The organism is Embleya sp. NPDC020630 (genome assembly GCF_044334985.1).
Taxonomy (GTDB): domain Bacteria; phylum Actinomycetota; class Actinomycetes; order Streptomycetales; family Streptomycetaceae; genus Embleya.
In genome coordinates this window covers 13,307-33,455 of the sequence record NZ_JBIRUB010000003.1, presented here as the reverse complement: position 1 = coordinate 33,455, position 20,149 = coordinate 13,307, and the positions used below count along the sequence as shown (strand labels likewise).

General features: G+C 71.5%; 17 protein-coding genes and 1 pseudogene. 13 read left to right on the top strand and 5 right to left on the bottom strand.

Annotated elements, in window-relative coordinates:
• The first annotated feature begins 146 nt into the window (after positions 1–146).
• Positions 147–851, top strand: a complete 705-nt coding sequence (gene fabG / locus ACH4XV_RS11590; protein WP_078977744.1) for a 3-oxoacyl-[acyl-carrier-protein] reductase — start codon at positions 147–149, stop codon at positions 849–851.
• A gap of 4 nt (positions 852–855) precedes the next feature.
• Positions 856–1,635, top strand: a complete 780-nt coding sequence (gene fabI / locus ACH4XV_RS11585; protein WP_380011066.1) for an enoyl-ACP reductase FabI — start codon at positions 856–858, stop codon at positions 1,633–1,635.
• A 135-nt stretch (positions 1,636–1,770) separates the two neighbouring features.
• On the opposite strand, the gene ACH4XV_RS11580 is transcribed toward fabI, so the two are convergent.
• Entirely contained in the window at positions 1,771–2,064 is a 294-nt protein-coding gene (locus ACH4XV_RS11580; protein WP_126641373.1) for a hypothetical protein, read from the bottom strand.
• A gap of 442 nt (positions 2,065–2,506) precedes the next feature.
• Between ACH4XV_RS11580 and ACH4XV_RS11575 the strand changes: the two genes are divergently transcribed.
• Entirely contained in the window at positions 2,507–4,855 is a 2,349-nt protein-coding gene (locus ACH4XV_RS11575) for an MMPL family transporter (protein WP_395788742.1), read from the top strand.
• Between the two features lie 175 nt (positions 4,856–5,030).
• Positions 5,031–5,546, top strand: a complete 516-nt coding sequence (locus tag ACH4XV_RS11570) for a histidine phosphatase family protein (RefSeq protein WP_078977748.1) — start codon at positions 5,031–5,033, stop codon at positions 5,544–5,546.
• Between the two features lie 230 nt (positions 5,547–5,776).
• Here the strand turns inward: ACH4XV_RS11570 and serB are convergent, their stop codons facing one another.
• Both serB and ACH4XV_RS11560 read right to left on the bottom strand, forming a co-directional pair.
• On the bottom strand, positions 5,777–6,961 hold the full coding sequence (gene serB / locus ACH4XV_RS11565) for a phosphoserine phosphatase SerB (RefSeq protein ID WP_395788740.1): 1,185 nt from the start codon (positions 6,959–6,961) through the stop codon (positions 5,777–5,779).
• Between the two features lie 86 nt (positions 6,962–7,047).
• Positions 7,048–8,571 carry a streptophobe family protein gene (locus tag ACH4XV_RS11560; RefSeq protein WP_395788738.1) on the bottom strand — a complete coding sequence of 508 codons (1,524 nt, stop codon included), beginning with the start codon at positions 8,569–8,571 and terminating at the stop codon, positions 7,048–7,050.
• Between the two features lie 234 nt (positions 8,572–8,805).
• Here ACH4XV_RS11560 and ACH4XV_RS11555 point away from each other — a divergent pair, with 234 nt between their 5' ends.
• A complete protein-coding gene (locus tag ACH4XV_RS11555) occupies positions 8,806–11,355 on the top strand; it encodes an FHA domain-containing protein (protein ID WP_395788736.1) in 2,550 nt (849 codons plus the stop codon).
• Between the two features lie 147 nt (positions 11,356–11,502).
• Here the strand turns inward: ACH4XV_RS11555 and ACH4XV_RS11550 are convergent, their stop codons facing one another.
• A complete protein-coding gene (locus tag ACH4XV_RS11550) occupies positions 11,503–11,853 on the bottom strand; it encodes a TetR/AcrR family transcriptional regulator (RefSeq protein WP_395788734.1) in 351 nt (116 codons plus the stop codon).
• A 36-nt stretch (positions 11,854–11,889) separates the two neighbouring features.
• Between ACH4XV_RS11550 and ACH4XV_RS11545 the strand changes: the two genes are divergently transcribed.
• Positions 11,890–12,396, top strand: a complete 507-nt coding sequence (locus ACH4XV_RS11545) for a hypothetical protein (protein ID WP_395788732.1) — start codon at positions 11,890–11,892, stop codon at positions 12,394–12,396.
• Between the two features lie 37 nt (positions 12,397–12,433).
• On the opposite strand, the gene ACH4XV_RS11540 is transcribed toward ACH4XV_RS11545, so the two are convergent.
• Entirely contained in the window at positions 12,434–13,210 is a 777-nt protein-coding gene (locus tag ACH4XV_RS11540) for a hypothetical protein (protein WP_395788730.1), read from the bottom strand.
• Between the two features lie 183 nt (positions 13,211–13,393).
• Here ACH4XV_RS11540 and ACH4XV_RS11535 point away from each other — a divergent pair, with 183 nt between their 5' ends.
• The 7 genes and pseudogenes from ACH4XV_RS11535 to ACH4XV_RS11505 all read left to right on the top strand — a co-directional run bounded on the left by ACH4XV_RS11535 (position 13,394) and on the right by ACH4XV_RS11505 (position 20,060).
• Complete coding sequence (locus ACH4XV_RS11535; RefSeq protein ID WP_395788728.1) at positions 13,394–14,203, top strand: ABC transporter ATP-binding protein; 810 nt, start codon at positions 13,394–13,396, stop codon at positions 14,201–14,203.
• A gap of 142 nt (positions 14,204–14,345) precedes the next feature.
• Positions 14,346–14,753: an NfeD family protein gene (locus ACH4XV_RS11530; RefSeq protein WP_395789956.1), complete on the top strand. Its 408-nt coding sequence runs from the start codon at positions 14,346–14,348 to the stop codon at positions 14,751–14,753.
• 118 nt (positions 14,754–14,871) lie between these two features.
• Positions 14,872–15,780, top strand: a pseudogene (locus ACH4XV_RS11525) (SPFH domain-containing protein); the annotation flags it as partial.
• A 366-nt stretch (positions 15,781–16,146) separates the two neighbouring features.
• On the top strand, positions 16,147–16,917 hold the full coding sequence (locus ACH4XV_RS11520) for a sulfite exporter TauE/SafE family protein (protein ID WP_395788726.1): 771 nt from the start codon (positions 16,147–16,149) through the stop codon (positions 16,915–16,917).
• A gap of 120 nt (positions 16,918–17,037) precedes the next feature.
• Positions 17,038–17,421: a winged helix-turn-helix transcriptional regulator gene (locus tag ACH4XV_RS11515; RefSeq protein ID WP_395788724.1), complete on the top strand. Its 384-nt coding sequence runs from the start codon at positions 17,038–17,040 to the stop codon at positions 17,419–17,421.
• A 70-nt stretch (positions 17,422–17,491) separates the two neighbouring features.
• On the top strand, positions 17,492–18,484 hold the full coding sequence (locus ACH4XV_RS11510) for a cobalamin biosynthesis protein (RefSeq protein WP_395788722.1): 993 nt from the start codon (positions 17,492–17,494) through the stop codon (positions 18,482–18,484).
• Positions 18,485–18,548: 64 nt separating this feature from the next.
• Entirely contained in the window at positions 18,549–20,060 is a 1,512-nt protein-coding gene (locus ACH4XV_RS11505; protein WP_395788720.1) for a cobyric acid synthase, read from the top strand.
• Positions 20,061–20,149: the final 89 nt, after the last annotated feature.

Sequence of the window (20,149 nt, the reverse complement as noted above, 5' to 3'; positions counted from 1 at the left end):
GGTAGCCCGATAGCGTCATCGTGACGCGAGTCGAGGTATGCCCGGGCGCCACCCGGGGCGTGCGCGAGCACGGCCGAGGACGGTCGAGGAACAGTCGGCGATATTCGGGGATACCCCGGAACATCCCAGAACAGAGGAGTGATCCGTTGAGCCGGTCCGTACTGGTCACGGGAGGAAACCGGGGCATCGGCCTGGCCATCGCCCGGGCCTTCGCCGCCGACGGCGACAAGGTCGCGATCACGTATCGCTCCGGCGAGCCCCCGGAGGGGCTGCTCGGCGTGCGGTGCGACATCACCGACGGCGAGCAGGTCGAGCAGGCGTTCAAGGAGGTCGAGGCCGCGCACGGCCCGGTCGAGGTGCTGATCGCCAACGCCGGCATCACCCGGGACACACTCCTGCTCCGGATGAGCGAGGAGGACTTCACCAGCGTCGTCGACACCAACCTCACCGGCACCTTCCGCGTGGTCAAGCGGGCGAGCAAGGGCATGTTGCGGGCCCGCAAGGGACGCATCGTGCTGATCTCGTCGGTGGTCGGGCTGTCCGGTTCGCCGGGGCAGGCCAACTACGCGGCGTCCAAGGCCGGCCTGGTCGGCTTCGCCCGTTCGATCGCCCGCGAGTTGGGCTCGCGCAACATCACCGCGAACGTGGTGGCGCCGGGCTTCGTGGACACCGCGATGACCGAGGTGCTGGGCGAGGAGCGCAAGGCGCAGATCCTCAAGGAGATCCCGCTGGCGCGCTACGCCGACGTGGACGAGGTGGCCGGCGTGGTCAGGTTCCTCACCTCCGACGCCGCGTCGTACATCACCGGAGCCGTCATCCCTGTGGACGGCGGACTTGGAATGGGGCACTGAACTCATGGGCGACCTGCTTGCGGGCAAGCGCATTCTCGTCACCGGCGTCATCACCGACGCCTCTCTCGGCTTCCACGTCGCCAAGCGGGCCCAGGAGGAGGGTGCCGAGGTCGTACTGACCGGATTCGGCCGGCTCTCGCTGGTCAACCGCATCGCGAACCGGCTGCCGAAGCCGGCCCCGGTGATCGAGCTGGACGTGACGAACGCCGAACACCTCGCGGCGCTCGCGGACAACGTACGCGCGCACGTGCCGGCCCTGGACGGCGTCGTGCACTCGATCGCGTTCGGCCCGAAGGACGCCCTCGGCGGCAACTTCCTCAACACCGAGTGGCCCGACGTGGCCACCGCGGTGGAGGTCTCGGCGTACTCGCTGAAGTCGCTGACGATGGCCTGCCTGCCGCTCATGGAGGCGAACGAGGGGCGCGGCGGCTCGGTCGTCGGCCTCGACTTCGACGCGCAGGTGGCGTGGCCGGGCTACGACTGGATGGGTGTGGCCAAGGCCGCGCTCGAGTCGACCTCGCGCTACCTGGCCAAGTACCTGGGCGAGAAGAACATCAGGGTCAACCTGATCTCCTCGGGCCCGGTCAAGACGATGGCCGCGAACAGCATCCCGGGCTTCGAGAAGTTCGAGGGCGTCTGGAACGAGAAGGCCCCGCTGGGCTGGGACCTGCGCGACTCGGACCCGGCCGCGCGCGGCGTGTGCGCGCTGCTGTCCGACTGGTTCCCCAAGACCACGGGCGAGGTCATCCACGTCGACGGCGGCCTGCACGCAATCGGCGCGTAGCGCGCGATACGTCCGACGCAGCCCGATCGCCCGGCCGAACAGGTCGGGGGGTCGGGCTGCGTCGTTGTGGGCCGCGGGCCGCGGCGTTGTTCGCGGACGTCACGGCCGAGGGGGGCGAGTGGGCCAAAGCCTCGCTCAACCGGTCGCGGCGGCGATCGTCGCCGCGATGCCGATCAGGACCGTGATCAGCAGCATGATGCCCAGGATGCCGCCGAGTTGTCTGGCGGAGGACTTGTTCGGGTCCGGCGGCGCCAGCACCGTCTGCCGGATCCCGTCGTCGCCGGACTCGGCGGCCTTGCGGGCCAGGATCTCGTTGCGCGCGTCGGACCGCGCGACTTCCTCCGCGTGTGTGCGCTCCTCGCGGGCCTTGCGGGCCGCCATCGCCCGCTCGTACCGCGCCTTCGAGGATTCGCCGGATGTAGCAGCCATGCGGACGAGTTTCGCAGACCGGCACCACCGGTCCGGCGGAGGGTGAGCCCGACACCCGACCCGCCACCCGTTCGCTGTGGGTACGCCTCGGTGCCGGGTGGCCCGTGCGTTCGAATCCCCGCCCCGGGAACTCCGGCCGTCCGTCCGGGCGTTGTGCACACGTGTAGGTCCCTCACACGAGTGACACCCTCTCGGAAGATCGTTTTGGTATCGCCGCAGGTCACGGCGGTGTTCGGAGAGCGTTCCCCTTACACGTATCCCGGTATGCCCCGAGTGATCACCATGGCCCTCCTTCTCAGGGGTGGGGCCAGCCCTACTACGCAGGTGTGTCTGCCCCCCGGACCAAGACACCGGTCCGCAGGATGTGGGGCCCGGTCGCCCGCCAATAGCGTTTCCGTGTCGAGGAAAACCTTCGGCAGCGGAGAACATAGGAGCGGGGACCATGGCATCCAGGCGCAATTTGGCCGCCTCGATCGGTGGCTGGAGTGCACAGCATCGGAAAACGGCGGTATTCGGGTGGCTGCTGTTCGTGGTCCTCGCCGTGGTGATCGGCGGTATGAGCGGGACGGACAAGATCACCAAGGCCGAGCGCGGCGTGGGGGAGTCGGGTCGCGCGGCACGCATCATCGACGACGCGGGCATCAGTGAGCCCGCCGGCGAGATGATCCTGGTCCGCAGCGACAAGCTCGTCGCGCAGGACCCGAAGTTCCGCGCCGCCGTGGACGACGTGATCAACCGCGTCAACGCCACGCAGATCAAGGACAAGGGCCCCGCCACCCAGCACCTGCGTTCTCCGTACGCCGGACAGGGCGGCATCTCCTCCGACAAGCACTCGGCGCTGATCCAGTTCGACATGGCCGGGGACAGCGAGAAGGCCGTCGACAACATCCAGCCGGTCCTGGACGCGGTGGCAGCGGCCCGCGGCGCGCACTCGGACGTGGTCATCGAGCAGTTCGGTGACGCCAGCGGCGACAAGTGGTTCAAGGACACCATCGCCAAGGACTTCACCCGCGCCGAATGGACCGCCGTCCCGCTCGCGCTCGGCATCCTGCTCGTCGCGTTCGGCGCCGTGGTCGCCGCGCTGCTGCCGGTGGCCCTCGCACTCACCGCGTTCATCGCCGCGGGCGGCCTGCTCGCGCTGAGCAGCCACCTGATGCCGGTGGGCGACAACGCGCAGTCGGTGATGTTGCTGATCGGCCTGGCCGTCGGTGTCGACTACTGCATGTTCTACCTGCGCCGGGAGCGGGAGGAGCGGGCCAAGGGCCGCGACCCCGAGACCGCGCTGCGGATCGCCGCCGCCACCTCCGGCCGGTCGGTGCTCATCTCCGGCATCACCGTGATCGTCGCGATGGCCGGCATGTTGCTCTCCGGTCTGAGCGAGTTCGAGTCGATGGCCTCCGCGACCATCCTGGTCGTGCTCACCGCGGTGCTCGGTTCGCTCACCGTGCTGCCTGCGCTGCTGTCGATGCTCGGCGACAAGGTGGACTTCGGCAAGATCCCCGGGCTGGCCAAGATGCGTCGTCCCACCGGCGGCAGCAAGGTCTGGGGCAAGATCCTGGGCGTGGTGCTCACCCGGCCCAGGGCCACCGCGGTGCTCGCCGGCGGTCTGCTGATCGCGCTGACCATCCCGGTGGTGGGCATGAAGACCGCCCAGCTGCCGCTCGACAAGGAACTGCCCACCGACCTGTCCATCGTGCAGACCTACCAGCACATCGAGAAGGCCTTCCCCGGCGGCCCGGCGCCCGCCCAGGTCGTGGTCAAGACCAAGAACCCCGACGACCCGAAGCTGGCCGCCGCCTGGGACAACTTCCGCCGCGCCGCGATCGCCACCGGCAAGATGCACGAGCCGATCGAGGTCGAGCGCCAGGGCACCACCAACATCTTCAAGATCTCCGTGCCGCTCGCCGGCGGTGGGCTGGACAAGACCAGCAACGACGCCCTGGCGACACTGCGGGACAAGGTCGTCCCGGAGACCCTGAACAAGGTCGACGGCATCCAGGACGCCCCGGTCACCGGCAACACCGCGGGCAACAAGGACTTCAACGACAAGCTCGGCGCGGCCCGCCTGCCGATCTTCGCCTTCGTGCTCGGCTTCGCGTTCCTGCTCATGCTGGTGTCGTTCCGCTCGATCGCCATCGCGGCCACCGCCATCGTGCTCAACCTGCTGTCGGTGGGCGCCGCGTACGGTGTGATGACGCTGGTCTTCCAGCACGGCTACGGCGACTTCCTGGTCGGCACCGACGCACCGGGGGCCGTCGTCTCCTGGATCCCGATGTTCCTGTTCGTGATCCTGTTCGGCCTGTCGATGGACTACCACGTGTTCGTGGTCTCCCGGATCCGTGAGGCCTACGACAAGGGCATGGACACCAAGGAGGCCGTGTCGCACGGGATCCGCACCACCGCCGGTGTGGTGACCAGCGCGGCGACGATCATGGTCGCGGTGTTCGCGGTCTTCGGCACCCTGTCGATGCAGTCGATGAAGCAGTTCGGTGTCGGCCTGGCGGTCGCGGTTCTGCTCGACGCCACGATCATCCGCGGTCTGCTGCTGCCGGCCGTGATGAGCCTGCTCGGCGACCACAACTGGTACCTGCCGCGCTGGCTGAACTGGCTGCCGCAGATGGACCACGGCGACGAGGCGGTCGACGTGCCGGCCCCGGCCGCCGAGCCGGCTCCGGCCTACGCCGGGGCGAACGGTTACCAGGCGCCCGGCTACGAGCCGGCGTACCCGGGGACCGGATACGACGAGAACGTGTCCTCCTCGCGGCGGATCCCCCGGCCGCCGGCCGGCTGATCGAAGGTCGGGTCACCACCGGCACCACGCCGGTGGTGACCCGACCACCCGCCACCTCCGCCGAAAGCACGGGTCGGGACCGGATACTCGGTCCCGACCCGTCGTGCGTGTCGGCGCGGAAAACGGAAGCACCGACCCGCAGTGCACAACGGCCGATGTCTGAGAGGCTGAACCCATGGCATCCCACCGACAGCGCAATCTTGTGGTGATGAGGCACGCGAAGGCCGAGTGGCCCGACGGGCCGGACCACGAGCGACCCCTCGCCGAACGCGGCCGCAAGGACGCCGCCGAGACCGGGCACCGGCTGCTCGCCGGCGGCATCACCCCGGATCTGGTGGTGTGCTCCCCGGCGGTGCGCACCCGCGAGACCTGGCGGCTGGTCGGCAAGGTCTACGACCACAAGCCGCACACCGTCTACGACGAGCGGGTCTACGAGGCGAGCGCGCAGGCGCTCCTGTACCTCGTGCAGGAGACCCCCGACGAGGTCGACACGCTGCTGCTGATCGGGCACAACCCGGGAGTGGCCACGCTGGTCAACGCGTTGGCCGGCAGCGGTGAGGACGACACGCTCGTGCGGCTGCGGGAGAAGTACCCGACCTCGGCGGTGGCCGTACTCAGCCTGCACACCCCCTGGTCCGACCTCCAGGAACGCTCGGCCCACCTGACCAGATTCACCACCCCGGCCGGCTGAGCACCGAACCACACCCGAACCGCCGGACCGGCCCCCAAAGCCGGTTCGGCGCTTGGGCTGTCGGAGCGGCACGAGGCCGACGGCTCGGCCGGGGTCCGGCATATCCAGCCCGTCCGGCGTTTGAGGACAAGCTTTTCAGCCCGTCCGGCGCTTGAGGACGGCCCACCCCGGCTCGGGAGGACCCGGGCACGCGGTCGCCCCGACCCGCTCGGCCGCTCGGCCGCACGGCGCTATGCGTCGGCCGCGTCGGCCGCCTCGATCTCGTCCCGCGTGACCCCGAGCAGGAACAACACGGTGTCCAGAAACGGCACATTGACCGCCGTGTCCGCGGCCTCCCGAACCACCGGCTTCGCGTTGAACGCCACCCCGAGCCCCGCGGCATTGAGCATGTCCAGGTCGTTCGCCCCGTCACCGATCGCGACGGTCGCCGTCAACGGCACCCCCGCGTCCGCCGCGAAGCCGCGCAACAACCGCGCCTTGCCCGCCCGGTCGACGATTTCGCCCACCACCCGCCCGGTGAGCTTGCCGTCGACCACCTCCAGGGTGTTCGCCGCGCTGTAGTCCAGCCCCAGCTTCTCCACCAGCACGTCGGTGACCTGGGTGAATCCGCCCGAGACGATGCCGACCTTGTAGCCGAGCCGCTTCAGCGTCCGCACCAGCGTGCGTGCCCCCCGGGTGAGGACGACCTGCTCGCGCACCCGGTCGATGGCGCTCTCGTCCAGCCCCGCCAGCAGCGCCACCCGGGCCCGCAGCGACTCGGCGAAGTCCAGTTCGCCGCGCATCGCGGCGGAGGTGACCTCGGCCACCTCGTCCAGACAGCCCGCATGCTCGGCGAGCAGTTCGATCACCTCGCCCTGGATCAGGGTCGAGTCGACGTCCATCACGATCAGCCGCTTGGCCCGGCGCCGCAGCCCGGACGGCTGGACCGCGATGTCCACTCCGCGCTCGGCGGCCTCGATGGCCAATTCGAGCCGCAGCTTGTCGGTCTCCACGCCGGAGACCTGGAGCTCGATGGCGGTCACCGGATACTTGGCGAGTCGGAAGATCCGGTCGATGTTGGCGCCGGCGTTCGCGATCCGGTGCGCTATCCCGGCGAACGCGTCCGGCTCCAGCGGGTGGCCGAGCACGGTGACGTGCGAGCGGCCCTCGCCGCGCGGGCGGTTGTCGCCGACGCCGGACAGGATCTCCGCCTCCAGGCGCTCACCGTCCGCCCAGCGGTGTACGCCGGCCCGCAGTCGGCCCTCGTCGGTCGGCGTGGTGATCAGGACGCACAGCGTGAGCCGGCCCCGGGTGACGGTCTGCTCGACGTCGACGACCTCGACGGTGTGGCCGGCCAGGACATCGAAAAGGCTCGCCGTCACCCCCGGTCGGTCCTTGCCGAAGATCTTGACGAGAAGAGTGCGCGGCGCATTCATGATGCTTCACGGTACCGGCCGTTCGAGATCGACCGCCGCACCGGTCCACACTGCGAACAGCCGACGAATCGCCCGGCGGGCCGGATTCACCCAGGCCAGGGGCCCGACCGGGTCGGTCCCTGCGGCTCGGGCGGGGGCGGCGGGCGGTGCGTGGGGTCGGGTCTGTTCGAGTACGGCGGCGGTCCCGGTGGGGCGGGTGGCGCCGTGTGGAGGGGGCGCGGCGGGCCGGCGGCGAGCGGTGCGGCGTCCGTCCTCCGGTAGCGCACCCAGTCCGCGAGCGCGCCGCCGACGAAGCCGGCACACGCGCCCCACAGCAGCCCCAGCAGCACCGTCCACAGATAGTCGGCGTGCAGCGACACCGACGCGCCGGGGGAGACCACCCCGCCGAACACCGACACCGCGACCTTGAGCTGAAGCTGCATCAGATAGGCGATCACCAGCAGCCCGCCGGCCAGCGCCATCGCGAACCGCCACGCGTGCTGATGCGGGCGCACCGACGCGGGCGCGCGCAGCGCCATCAGGGTCCCGCCGAGCAGCAGGAGCAGCGCGGAGAACAGCGGTACGAACCACGCCCGCGAGTCCAATTCGGCCAACCGGTCGATCCGGATCGGCAGACCGTCCCCCGCGGAGGCCTTGACCAGCTTGCCCAGCGGCCCGGGCAGACCGAACGAGAAGCCGCCGCCGGTGGGGTCGGTCGTGGTTGCCTTCCACGGGATGCCCAGGCCGAGCGAGGCGAGCAGCCAGACCGCGTTGGGCAGCGCGAAGAACATGCCGCCGATCATGCGCTTCGGCGCGGGCGCGGAGGCGGCCACGAACGGCGTACCCACCACCCCCGCGACCACCGCGGCGATCAGCACCGCGAGCACCCCGGCCACCGGCGGACGCAGCACCGCCCGATGCCGCAACCACTTCACCGGCAGCGGACCGCGCACGGACACCCCGACGGCGACGGCCAGGGTGATCAACAGCCACAACGCGCCGAACGCGAGCGTGCCGGTCACGTCGGTCTCGAACCGGGCCGCGGCGCCCAGGCTGAAGATGTTCATCAGGTCCTGCGCCTTGGCGCCGCCGACCCGGGAGACGAACTGCTCGATGGGCAGCGTGTGTTTGCCCGTCGTCGCCACCACGCCGAGCGCGGCCATGGTGAACACCAGCACCCGCACGCCGTGTACGACCAGGTCCAACGCGCCGATCACCAACCGGTGTCGCAGCGGACGCAGGAACAACCAGCCGAGGACCAGCGCGCCGATCAGGCCGATGCCGAGCAGCATGATGTCGACCTTGCCGCTGCCCTGCGCGAGCGATATGTCACCGGTGAGTCGGCTGAGAATATCGTCGCCCGTACCGCTCTTCTCGGCGCCCTTCAGGTCTACCGTGCCGCCCACCGCGAGCGCGACCACCGCCGCCACCAGCGCCGGCATCGTGCCCGAGCCCAGATCGTCGGCGCCGAGCAGCCACAACCCGAGCCACGCGGCGGCGGCCATCGCGCCGAACGCCGCGAGCACCGCGCCGAACGCGTGCAGCCACGGCGCGACGCCGCCCCAGGAGGCGGGACCGGCCGATGGTCGGGCCGGAGGCGGTGCGTTGTGCTGCTGCTGGTTCCAGGCCACGACCGCTCCTGTCACGTGCGACCCGACCGCCGGTCGAGCGGGACAAACTCGACTATCGAGCCGCCCCGAGTCACACGTCAACGGATTCCCCCGGAAGTGGAAGGCGAAGTTGATGTCGGAATCGGCCTTCGGAGTGGTTCACGGTGCTTCCGGACGAGAAAGCCTGCCCGTGAGGCCCCCGCGTCCCTACACTCTCGAAGGGTGGGGGACAGCTATACGCCAGAAGGACCGGCAGTGCCGCACCTGACCGTCGGCACCAGCGCCGGCGCGCCCGTGATCCTCGATCCCGGGCGCGAACACGTCGTCGGTCGCGATCCGTCCTGCGCGATCGTGCTCGACGACCGCCGGGTGAGCCGGCGCCACGCGATCCTGCGAGTCGGTCCCGACGGCTGGGAGTTCGTCGACGGGAACAGCGTCAACGGCTCGTGGATGCGCGGCAATCGGGTGCACCGGGTGGTCGTCGGCCGAGGGTGCGAGGTGCTGCTCGGCGACCCCGACGACGGTGATCCGCTGCGCCTCGCGCCGGAGGCGACCGCCACCGAGGTGGTGCCGCCGCGCATGGCGCGACAGGAGCACGTACAGATCCCCGAACCGCCCGGCCGCGGCGAACCACCCCCGCACCGCGCCGAATCGCCGTACACCCCCGAGCCGCCGTCGATCCCCGAGCCGCCCTCCGTCCCCGAGCCGCCGCGCCGAGTCCCGGACCGGCCCAACCCGTTGGAGCGCGCGCACATCGGCGCCGGGCCCGCCGTCGACCCGCGCCCGAGCGTGGACCGGCAGCCGAGTATGGTCATCCCGCTCCCGGTCCGCACCCTGCGCATCGGCCGCGCGCTGGACAACGACCTGGTCCTCACCGACCTGATGGTCTCCCGCCACCACGCCGAGTTGCGCACCACCCCCGGCGGCCGGCGCGAAATCGTCGACCTGGGCAGCCACAACGGCACGTTCCTCAACGGCCAACCGATCGAGCGGGCGCTGCTCGGCGAAGCCGACCTGGTCGGCATCGGGCACGCCACCTTCCGCCTCGACGGCCAGGAACTACGCGAGTTCATCGACACCGGCGAGGTCTCCCTCGAGGTGCAGAACCTCACCGTCAAGGCCGGCAAGCGGGTCCTGCTCGACAACGTCTCCTTCCCGCTCGCCGAGCGCAACCTGCTCGCCATCGTCGGCGGTTCCGGCGCGGGCAAGTCCACCCTGCTCGGCGCGCTCACCGGCAGCCGGCGTGCGGCCAGCGGCAAGATCCTCTACGACGGTCGCGACCTGTACGCGAACAACGCCGAACTGCGCCAGCGCATCGGCCTGGTGCCGCAGGACGACATCCTGCACGCGCAACTCACCGCGCGCACCGCGCTGCGCTACGCCGCGCAACTGCGCTTCCCCGAGGACACCGACGCGGCCGAGCGCGAGCGCCGCGTCGAGGAGGTGATCGGCGAGCTGAGCCTGGACAAGGTGCCGCGCGGCGCCGCCTCGCCGTACGCCGACACCAAGGTCAGCAGCCTCTCCGGCGGCCAGCGCAAGCGGGTCAGCGTCGCCGTCGAACTGCTCACCAAACCGTCGGTGTTGTTCCTCGACGAGCCCACCTCTGGGCTGGACGAGGGCCTGGAACGTTCGGTGATGGAGAAGCTGCGCGAACTCGCCGACGACGGCCGCACCGTCATCGTGGTCACCCACAGCACCCGCAGCCTGAACGTGTGCGACCGCGTGCTCGTGCTCGCGCCCGGCGGCCGGATCGCCTTCTTCGGCCCGCCCGACGAGGCGTTGCCGTTCTTCGGCAAGGGCGACTGGCCCGAAGTTTTCACCATGTTCGACGACGAGCCCGACCGCGACTACGAGGGCCCGTTCCGTCGCTCGGAGTTGTACGGCAAGTACATAGAGGTCGGCCGGGACCGCGCGCACGCCGAACAGGGCGAGCGGGCGCAGACGAAGCCGCCCAAGCCGCAGGGCTGGTTCTCCCAACTGGCCACGCTGTCCCGGCGCTACCTCGCGGTGATCGCCTCCGACCGCAAATACCTGGCGCTGTTGGCCATAGCGCCGCTGTTCCTGGGCATGTTGTGCCGAGTCATCCCGGGCAAACTGGTCAGTCCGCCGGGGTCGCCGCCGGGGTCGAACCAGGAGGCGACCACCAAGCTGCTCGTGCTGTTCGTGATCAGCGGCCTGATGGGCACCGCGACGGCGGTCAACGAGTTGATCAAGGAACGCGCGATCTACCGTCGCGAGCGCAGCGCCGGCCTCTCGGTCTCCGCCTATCTCGGCTCGAAGATCCTGGTGCTCGGCATGATCTCGGCGATCCAGGGCGCGGTACTCACCGCCGTCGCGCTGGTCGGCGTGAAGTTGCCCGCCAAGGGCGTCGTGATCGGCCCGGCGATCGTCGAGATCGGCATCGCGGTGGTGTTGTCGGCGATCGCGGCGATGGCGGTGGGGCTGGTGGTCTCCGCGTCGATCGGCAGTGCCGAGTTGGCGATGCCGCTGCTCGTGGTGATCGCGATCGTGCAGGTGGTGCTGTGCGGCGGCCTGTTCCCGCTCAACGGCAAGGCCGGCATCGAGCAGATCTCCTGGCTGGCCCCGGCCCGCTGGGCCTTCGCCGCGTCGGGTAGCACGATAGACCTCGCCACCCAACTGCCGCTCAAACCGGGGGAGTCCCCGGACCCGCTGTGGAAGCACGAGCCGGCCGTCTGGTACCGCAACGTCGGCATCCTGACCGGCCAGATCGCGATATACGGGACGATCGCCCTGCTCATGCTGCGCCGGCTCGACCCGAAGACGCGGCGTCGGCGCGGCAAGTAGCGCGCTCCGGCCGCGGCCGGGTTCTCACGGCCGTACCGCGGCCAGGATCGTGCTCGTCAACACCTCGGGCGCGGCCTCGGCGGTGAGCCGGCCCGCCTGTACCTCGGCCGCCGCCGCGTGGACCAGGCTGTAGAGCACGGTCACCAGTCAGTCGACGGGCAGGTCCGCCCGGATCGTGCCGGCCGCCTGCCCGTCGAGCAACAATCGCCGGATCGGGCCGAGGATGCGCTCGTGCTGCTCGCGCATGCGGTCCGGGGTCAGCGTCGACGACACGGCGGCGAACAGCGCCGAGTGCCGGTCGAGGACGCGCCACGAGGAGCGGATCAGCCGGGCCGGCGCGACATCGGCCGGCGCGGCGTCGGCGGCTTCCTCGGCGAAGACCTGTACCGCCTCGCCGACCGACCGGTCCAGGGCCGCCTCGATCAGGCTCTCGCGCGAGGCGAAGTGCGCGTAGAGGGTGACCCGGCTGACCCCGGCGGCCCGGGCGATCGCCGACATGCTCGCCTGCGGATCGGCGGCCAGGCAGTCCGCGCGTTGCGCACCGGGCTCGTCTTCCTGCCGGTGGCCGCGACCGTCACGGTCGGCGCGCATCTCGGCGGGCAGGCGCTCGGGCGATTCGGATGGCGTCCGGTCGGGGTCGGTGCGTTCGGCCTCGCGGCGGCCGGCGCGGGGCTGCTCACCCGACTGTCCGCCGCCGGCAACGTCTGGATGGATCTGGTTCCCGGGTTCGCCCTGCTCTCGCTCGGCCTCGGGGCCGCGTTCGTCTGCGCCACCACCGCCGCCATGCACGGCCTGCCGCATCGTGACACCGGCCTGGCTTCGGGCCTGATCGGCACCGCGCACGAACTCGGCGCGGCCCTCGGCGTCGCGGTGCTCGCCGCCATCGCGGGCGCGGCCCTGGACGGCGCCGGCGGCGTCACCGGCTTCCGACACGCCTTCCTCGCCTGCGCGGCGATCGCCGTGGCGGCGGCCGCGGCGTCGGCCGTACTGCTGCCGCGCGATCGACCGGACCCGGATCAGGCACGGGCGATGGCGCACTGACGCGGGGCGTTCGCTGCGCCGCGAGCGGTTCGGGGCCTCAGGCGCGGTCCGGCTCCAGCGCCGCGCTGTACGCGGCCACCATCGCCCGTCGGCACGCCCGCTCCAAAGGGGCCAACGCGAGCAGCCGCGCGGATATCTCCGCCGCGCTGACCGCCCCGCCGTCCTCGCCGCTCGCCACCCGGATCACGGTGTGGATCCGGCGCGCCTGGTCCAGCACCCGCCCGGCCCGACCGGGGTGGCCCGGTGCGATCCGGGTGTCCGAATCCTTGCGGTACAGCCCGGCGAGCGCGCGCTGCGCGGCCGGTCCGCTGCCGGCCACGTCCAGCCGGGCCAGGTCCTCGATCGTGTCCCGCATCGCCTCGGCCAACTCGCGTTCGGCCTCGGCCAGGAATGGGCCGGGCGCGGGCCGGTCGGCCACCTCGAACATGGTCCAGGCCACCCGTACCGTCGCGTCGTCGGCCGTGCCGTGCCGGGTCACCGAGGGCACCAGACCGTAGGCCACACCCGGCGCGCCGACGGTGATCGCCGCCTCGCCGGCGTCGAGCGCGAGGTCGTTGAAGGCGGGCGGCCCGGGCAGCGCGAGCGGATCGCCGGCCACCGGCAGCGCCAGCCGCAGCCCGCGCACTCCCGACGCGCGCAACCGCCCCAGCGCGAGCGACAGACCGACCGCCCCGGACTCGCCGGGCACGCCCGTCACCCGATGCGGCTCGTCCGTACCGACGATCTCGGTCACCGCGTCGTCCGGCGGAACGTGCCCGGCCAGCAGGGCATTGCCCCATGCGACGAGAAGTCCGGAGCGGGGTTCGGCATGCATGCGGACAAGCGTAAGGGTGCTCACACGGGTGCTCGCAATGCTCCCGGACACGACCGGAGGTGGTTCGGTGTCATAGGTTTCTCCCGGACCGGGTGCAACAACGCGGGACCACGGAGCGAGGCGGTGATCCCACACAAGGGGATGCCGTCCGGCGGCGTAGCGCACGATGGGGAGCTGGCAGGGATGAGCGACGTTCTCGAACTGGTTGACGTATCGGTGGTGCGCGACGGTCGCCCTCTGGTGGACCAGGTGACCTGGTCGGTCGCGGAAGGCGAGCGCTGGATCGTCGTCGGACCCAACGGCGCGGGCAAGACCACGCTGCTGCAACTGGCGTCCACCTACCTGTTCCCCACCTCCGGCACGGTCGCCGTCCTGGGCGAGAAGCTGGGCTCGGTGGACGTGTTCGAGCTGCGTCCGCGCGTGGGCATGGCGTCCGCCGCGCTGACCGACAAGCTGCCGCGGCGCGAGCGGGTGCTGGACATCGTGCTGACCGCCGCCTACGGGATGACCGCCAAGTGGCACGAGCGCTACGACGCCGAGGACGAGCGGCGCGCCCGGCGGCTGCTCGACCAGCTCGGCATGGCCGAATACGTGGACCGCACGTTCGGCACGCTGTCCGAGGGCGAGCGCAAGCGGGTACAGATCGCCCGCGCGCTGATGACCGACCCCGAACTGCTGCTGCTCGACGAGCCGGCCGCCGGGCTCGACCTGGGCGGACGCGAGGACCTGGTGCGCCGGCTCGGCGCGTTGGCGGCCGACCCGTACGCGCCCTCGATGATCCTCGTGAGCCATCATGTCGAGGAGATTCCGCCGGGCTTCACCCACATTCTGATGATCCGTCAGGGGCAGGTGCTCGCGGCGGGTCCGATCGCCGAGACGCTGAACTCGCGCAACCTGTCGCACTGTTTCGGTCTGCCGCTGATCGTCGAGCAGCAGTACGGGCGTTGGTCGGCGCGCGGGCTGCCGATGCCGGAGGCCCCGGAGGCGCGCTGACCCGGCGCGGGGCGGTCGTCCGCGGGGCGGCGGTCGTTCGTACGGCGGGGGGCGTCGGGCGTTCGTCCGCGCCGGTCATTGGTCCGAGAACACTCTCCTGATCCGTGCGCCCACGATCTACGATGAAGTCGTGGACGCATGGATGTGGTGGCTCATCGCGGTCGGGGCGTTCGGCATCTTCGGGGTGCTCACCTCCTTCGTGGAGATGGGCATGCTCGCGGTGGCCGCGCTCGCGGCCACGATCGCGGCGGGAGCCGGTGGCAACTTCCTGGTCCAAGTGGTGGTGTTCATGGTCGTCGCGATCGTGCTGCTCGCTTTCGTGCGACCGGTCGTGGTCCGGCACAACAACACGCCCGGGACCCGGACCGGGATCGACGCACTCAAGGGCGCCAGCGCCGTGGTGCTGGAGCGGGTGGACGAACACGGCGGCCGGATCAAGCTCAACGGCGAGGTCTGGTCGGCCCGCACGCTGGACAGCACGGCCGTGTTCGAGCCCGGTGCCCAGGTGGACGTCGCGGACATCGTGGGCGCCACCGCCGTGGTGATGTGACGATCGGATCGGTTGCGCCGACCGTGTTGACGTCCCACGCCGGCCCGCGAACCCCTAGGCTCGAACCAGCCTCGAAATTCGCAGGCAGCCGCAGGCACGCAGGACCTCGGGAGAGATCGTGAAGGCCACCGCCGTCATCGTTCTGGTCGTACTCGTACTGCTGGTGGTCGTCGCCCTGGTCAAGACGGTCAAGGTGATCCCCCAGGCGAGCGCGGCCATCGTGGAGCGTTTCGGGCGCTACACCCGCACTCTGCACGCCGGACTCAACATCCTCGTGCCGTTCATCGACCGGATCCGGCAGATGATCGACCTGCGCGAACAGGTCGTTCCGTTCCCGCCGCAACCGGTGATCACCGAGGACAACCTCGTCGTCCAGATCGACACCGTCATCTACTTCCAGGTCACCGACCCGCGCGCGGCCACCTACGAGATCGCCAACTACATCCAGGCGATCGAGCAGCTGACCATCACCACGCTGCGCAACATCATCGGTGGCATGGACCTCGAACAGACGCTCACCTCGCGCGAGGAGATCAACGCGGGCCTGCGCGGTGTGCTCGACGAGGCGACCGGACGCTGGGGCATCCGGGTCAACCGGGTCGAGCTCAAGGCGATCGAGCCGCCGCCCTCCATCCAGGACTCGATGGAGAAGCAGATGCGCGCCGAGCGGGACAAGCGCGCGGCGATCCTGACCGCCGAGGGACACCAGCGCTCGCAGGTGCTCACCGCCGAGGGTGACAAGGAAGCCGCCGTGCTGCGCGCCGAGGGTGAGCGGCAGGCCGCGGTGATCCGGGCCGAGGGTGAGGCGCGCGCGATCGAGACCGTCTTCGAGGCGATCCACGCGGGCGAGGTCGACAACAAGCTGCTGGCCTACCAATACCTCCAGATGTTGCCGAAGATCGCCGAGGGCAGCTCGAACAAGTTGTGGATCCTGCCCAGCGAGGTCACCCGCGCGCTGGAGGGCATCGGCGACGCGGTCGGCAACCTGTCGCCGAACGGATCCGGCCCGGCGCACCGCGTGCCGCAGTTGGCGCTGGAGGAGGAGCCGGCCTGGCCCGGCACGTCCGCACCCCCCGCCGGCCCGCCGGCCGCGGGCGGCCCGGCCGCCGGCCCGCCCGGGTCGGTGCGCAAGCAGCCGGCCGGGAACGGCGCCTCGTCGGTGCCGCGCCCGCCCGCCGAGCCGCCGACCGTCCCGGCCCCGCCGATCGACCCGCCGCGTCGTGGCGGCGCGCCCGCCGGCGACGTGGAGCCGCCGCACATCGAGCGTGGCCACCGCCCACCGCGCTGAGGCCACACCGCCTGCTGCGATGATCGTCGCGTCACGGCCACGGGGGACCGGCACAGTCCTCCCGGCGCCACGGTCATCGCGGCGAAGCGGGTGGGCACGATGGGCATGAGCTGGTGGGAAGCACTGGCGATCTTCGCCGCGGGCATCGCGGCCGGCGGGATCAACGCCGTGGTCGGATCCGGCACCCTGATCACCTTCCCCGTGCTGCTCGGCTTCGGCTACTCGCCGGTGACCGCGAACGTGTCGAACACCATCGGCCTGGTCCCCGGCTCGATCAGCGGCGCCATCGGCTACCGCCGCGAACTCGCCGGCCAACGCCCGCGCCTGCTCCGCCTGGGCCTGGCCTCCCTGCTGGGCGGCATCACCGGCGCGATACTGCTGCTCACGCTGCCGGCGGGGGCGTTCAAGGCGATCGTCCCGGTCCTGATCGTGATCGCCCTGGTGCTCGTGGTCCTGCAACCCCGCCTGGCCCGGAGCCTGGCCGCGCGCCGTGCCGGCAACGGCACACCCGAGGAGGGGCCGCGGCACGGCGGTGCGCTGCTGTGGGTGGCCGTCTTCGGCACCGGCGTCTACGGCGGTTACTTCGGCGCCGCCCAGGGGGTGCTGCTGCTCGCCCTGTTCGGCGTGTTCATCGCCGAGAACCTCCAGCGGATGAACGCGGTCAAGAACGTACTCGCCGCCGTCGTCAACGGTGTCGCGGCCATCCTGTTCATGATCGTCGCCGACGTCGCGTGGTGGGTGGTGCTGCTGATCGCCCTGGGGTCCGTGATCGGCGGCCAGATCGGCGCGAAGGTCGGTCGCAAGCTGCCGCCGACGGTCCTGCGGGCGGTGATCGTGGTGGTCGGCTCGATCGCGGTGATCCGGCTGCTGCTGTAGGGGTCGGCCGGGCGTGCCGCGTGTGGGTTCCTTCGGTGTGCTCTCTTGTGGTTACCCGGGAACTGTCGGAGAGTGAACGCCGACCTGGAAGAACGCACTCTTCGGCGACTGGGGAACCGGATGGGGACCAAGCAGCAACTCGCGGGCCTGCCCGAGGACGCGGACCTGAGGCGCGCGGACTCCCTGGCGCGGGAGATCTTCTCCGACGTCGCCAACAAGTGGGCCCTGCTGATCATCGAGGCGCTGGGCGAGCGCACGCTGCGCTTCAGCGAGCTGCGTACGGAGGTCGAGGGCATCAGCCACAAGATGCTCACCCAGAACCTCCGCATGCTGGAACGCAACGGGCTGCTCGACCGGAAGGTGTATCCGACCGTGCCGCCGCGCGTCGAGTACACCCTCACCGAGCCGGGCCGCGGCCTACGCGCCACGGTCGACGCGATGTGCGGCTGGACGCACCGGAACCTGAGCCACATCGAGAGCGCACGCCGCCGCTTCGACGCGTGAGGGCTACGGCCCCGCCGGCCGGCCCCGGGTCGGCGCGTGTGTGGGCGAAGGGCCGTGAAACGATGCGCGGATGCCCGCGACCGCACATCCGACCCACACCGCCCTCGGCCTGGCCCTGGGCGTTGTCCTCGACGCCGCGTTCGGTGATCCGCGGCGCGGCCATCCCGTGGCCGGCTTCGGGATCCTGGCCGGGCGCGCGGAGCGGGCCATGCACGGCGACAGTCGGGCGCGCGGCGTCGCGTACAGCGCCCTGTGCGTCGGGGCGACCACCGCGCTTGCGCTGGGGGTGCGTCGGGCCGTCGCGGGCCGCCCCGCGGCCACCGTCCTGGCCACCGCCGGCTGCACCTGGGCCGTGCTCGGCGGTACCACCCTGCGCCGCGAGGCCCGGGCGATCGCCGCGCCGCTGGTGGCCGGGGACCTGCCCGCCGCCAGGGACGCGCTGCCGCGCCTGGTGGGGCGCGACCCGAGCCGGCTGGACGACAAGGGCATCGCTCGGGCCGTGGTCGAGTCGGTGGCGGAGAACACGTCCGACGCGGTGGTGGCGCCGTTGTTCTGGGGCGCGGTCGCGGGCATCCCCGGGCTGCTCGGCTACCGCGCGATCAACACCCTGGACGCGATGGTCGGCCATCACACCCCGCGCCACGAGCACTTCGGCTGGGCCTCGGCCCGGCTGGACGACGTCGCCAATTGGCCGGCCGCGCGACTCACCGGGCTGCTCACCGTCGCGGCGGCCCCCGTGGTCGGCGGCGATCGGGGCCGGGCGTGGGCGGTGTTGAGGCGGGACGGCGGCAGTCACCCCAGCCCCAACGCGGGCCGCTGCGAGGCGTCCGCCGCCGGCGCGCTGGATGTCACGCTCGGCGGCCGGAACGTCTATGCCGGCCGTACCGAGGATCGGCCGCGGCTCGGTGACGGGCCGCCCCCCGCCCCCGCCGACATAGCGCGCGCCAACCGCCTCTCGGCGACGGTCGGCTTGGCCGCCGCCGCGCTTGCCGTGGGCGCGCCGGCCGCCCGCGCCGCCATCGCCGCCCGCGCGGCGCGCCGCACCGGCAAGGCGGTCCGATGAGCGCGCGGGTTGGTGAGCGGATGGCAACCGGGCGTCGTGGACGCCGTGTTCGGGAGGAGGAGCGGTGAACGGTGCGCTTTTGGTGGCCGGGACCACCTCCGATGCCGGGAAGAGCGTCGTGGTGGCCGGGCTGTGCCGGCGGTTGGCCCGCGAAGGGGTCAAGGTCGCGCCGTTCAAGGCGCAGAACATGTCGCTCAACTCGATGGTCACCGCCGACGGGGCGGAGATCGGCCGCGCCCAGGCGATGCAGGCGGCGGCGGCGCGGATCGAGCCGGAGGCGGTGATGAATCCGGTGCTGCTCAAGCCCGGTGGCCTGATGAGCAGTCAGGTGGTGCTCCTCGGCAAGCCGATCGCCGAGGTCGGGGCGCTGAACTACCGTGATCTGAAGCCGCGTCTGTTCGAGGCGGTACTGGACTCGCTGGCCGACCTGCGGGCGCGCTACGACGTCGTGGTGTGCGAGGGCGCGGGCAGCCCGACCGAGATCAACCTGCGCGATCGCGACATCACCAACATGGGGCTGGCCCGGGCCGCCCGCCTGCCGGTGCTCGTGGTCGGCGACATCGATCGGGGCGGGATCTTCGCGTCGTTCTTCGGCACCCTCGCCCTGCTCTCCCGCGAAGACCAGGAACTGGTCTGCGGGTTCGTGATCAACAAGTTTCGCGGCGACGCGCGCCTGCTGGATCCGGCGCTGACCCGGATGCGCGAACTCACCGGACGTCCGGTCATGGGCGTGCTGCCCTTCCTCGGCGGCCTGTGGCTGGACGTCGAGGACTCGCTCGCCCTGGACGCCGACCGGGGTACGGCCGAACCGCCGCTCGGCGCGGACGTCCTGCGCGTCGCGGTGGTGCGCCTGCCCCGGATCAGCAACTTCACCGACATCGACGCGCTGTCCGTCGAGCCCGGTGTGGTGGTGCGCTTCGTGAGTACGCCCGGCGAGATCGCCGACGCCGACCTGGTGGTGCTGCCCGGCTCCCGGGCGACCGTCGCCGACCTCGGTTGGCTGCGCGAACGCGGCCTCGACACCGCGCTGGCCCGGCGGGCCGCCGAGGGGCGGCCGATCCTGGGCATCTGCGGCGGCTACCAGATGCTCGGGCGCGAGATCGACGACGACGTGGAGAGCCGCGCGGGGACGGTGCCGGGCCTGGGCCTGCTGCCGGTCCGGGTACGCTTCGCCGCCGACAAGACCCTGGCCCGACCGCGTGGTTACGCCGACGGGTCGCCGGTGACCGCGTACGAGATCCACCACGGCGTGGTCGACGTCGAGGCGGGTGAGCCGCTGTTCACCGACGCCGACGGCGGCGCCCTGGACGGCTGCCGAGTCGGCGCGATCACCGGCACGTTGTGGCACGGCGCCCTGGAGAACGACGACTTCCGCCGTACGTTCCTGTCCCGAACCGCCGCGTCCTCCGGCCGCCGCTTCACCGTCTCCCCGAACACCTCCTTCGAAGCCGCCCGCCAATCCCGCCTCGACGCCCTGGGCGACCTGATCGCCGACCACCTCGACAACGCCGCGGTCGACCACCTGATCACCCGAGGCCCCACCCCGGGGCTGCCGTTCGTTCCCCCGGGCGCCTGAGCGCGCGGCATCCGCCGACCGTGGGGAAATACCCCGGACGGGACTTCGGTCGATCGTCGATGATGGGTTCGGGGGTCGGCGGAGAGGCG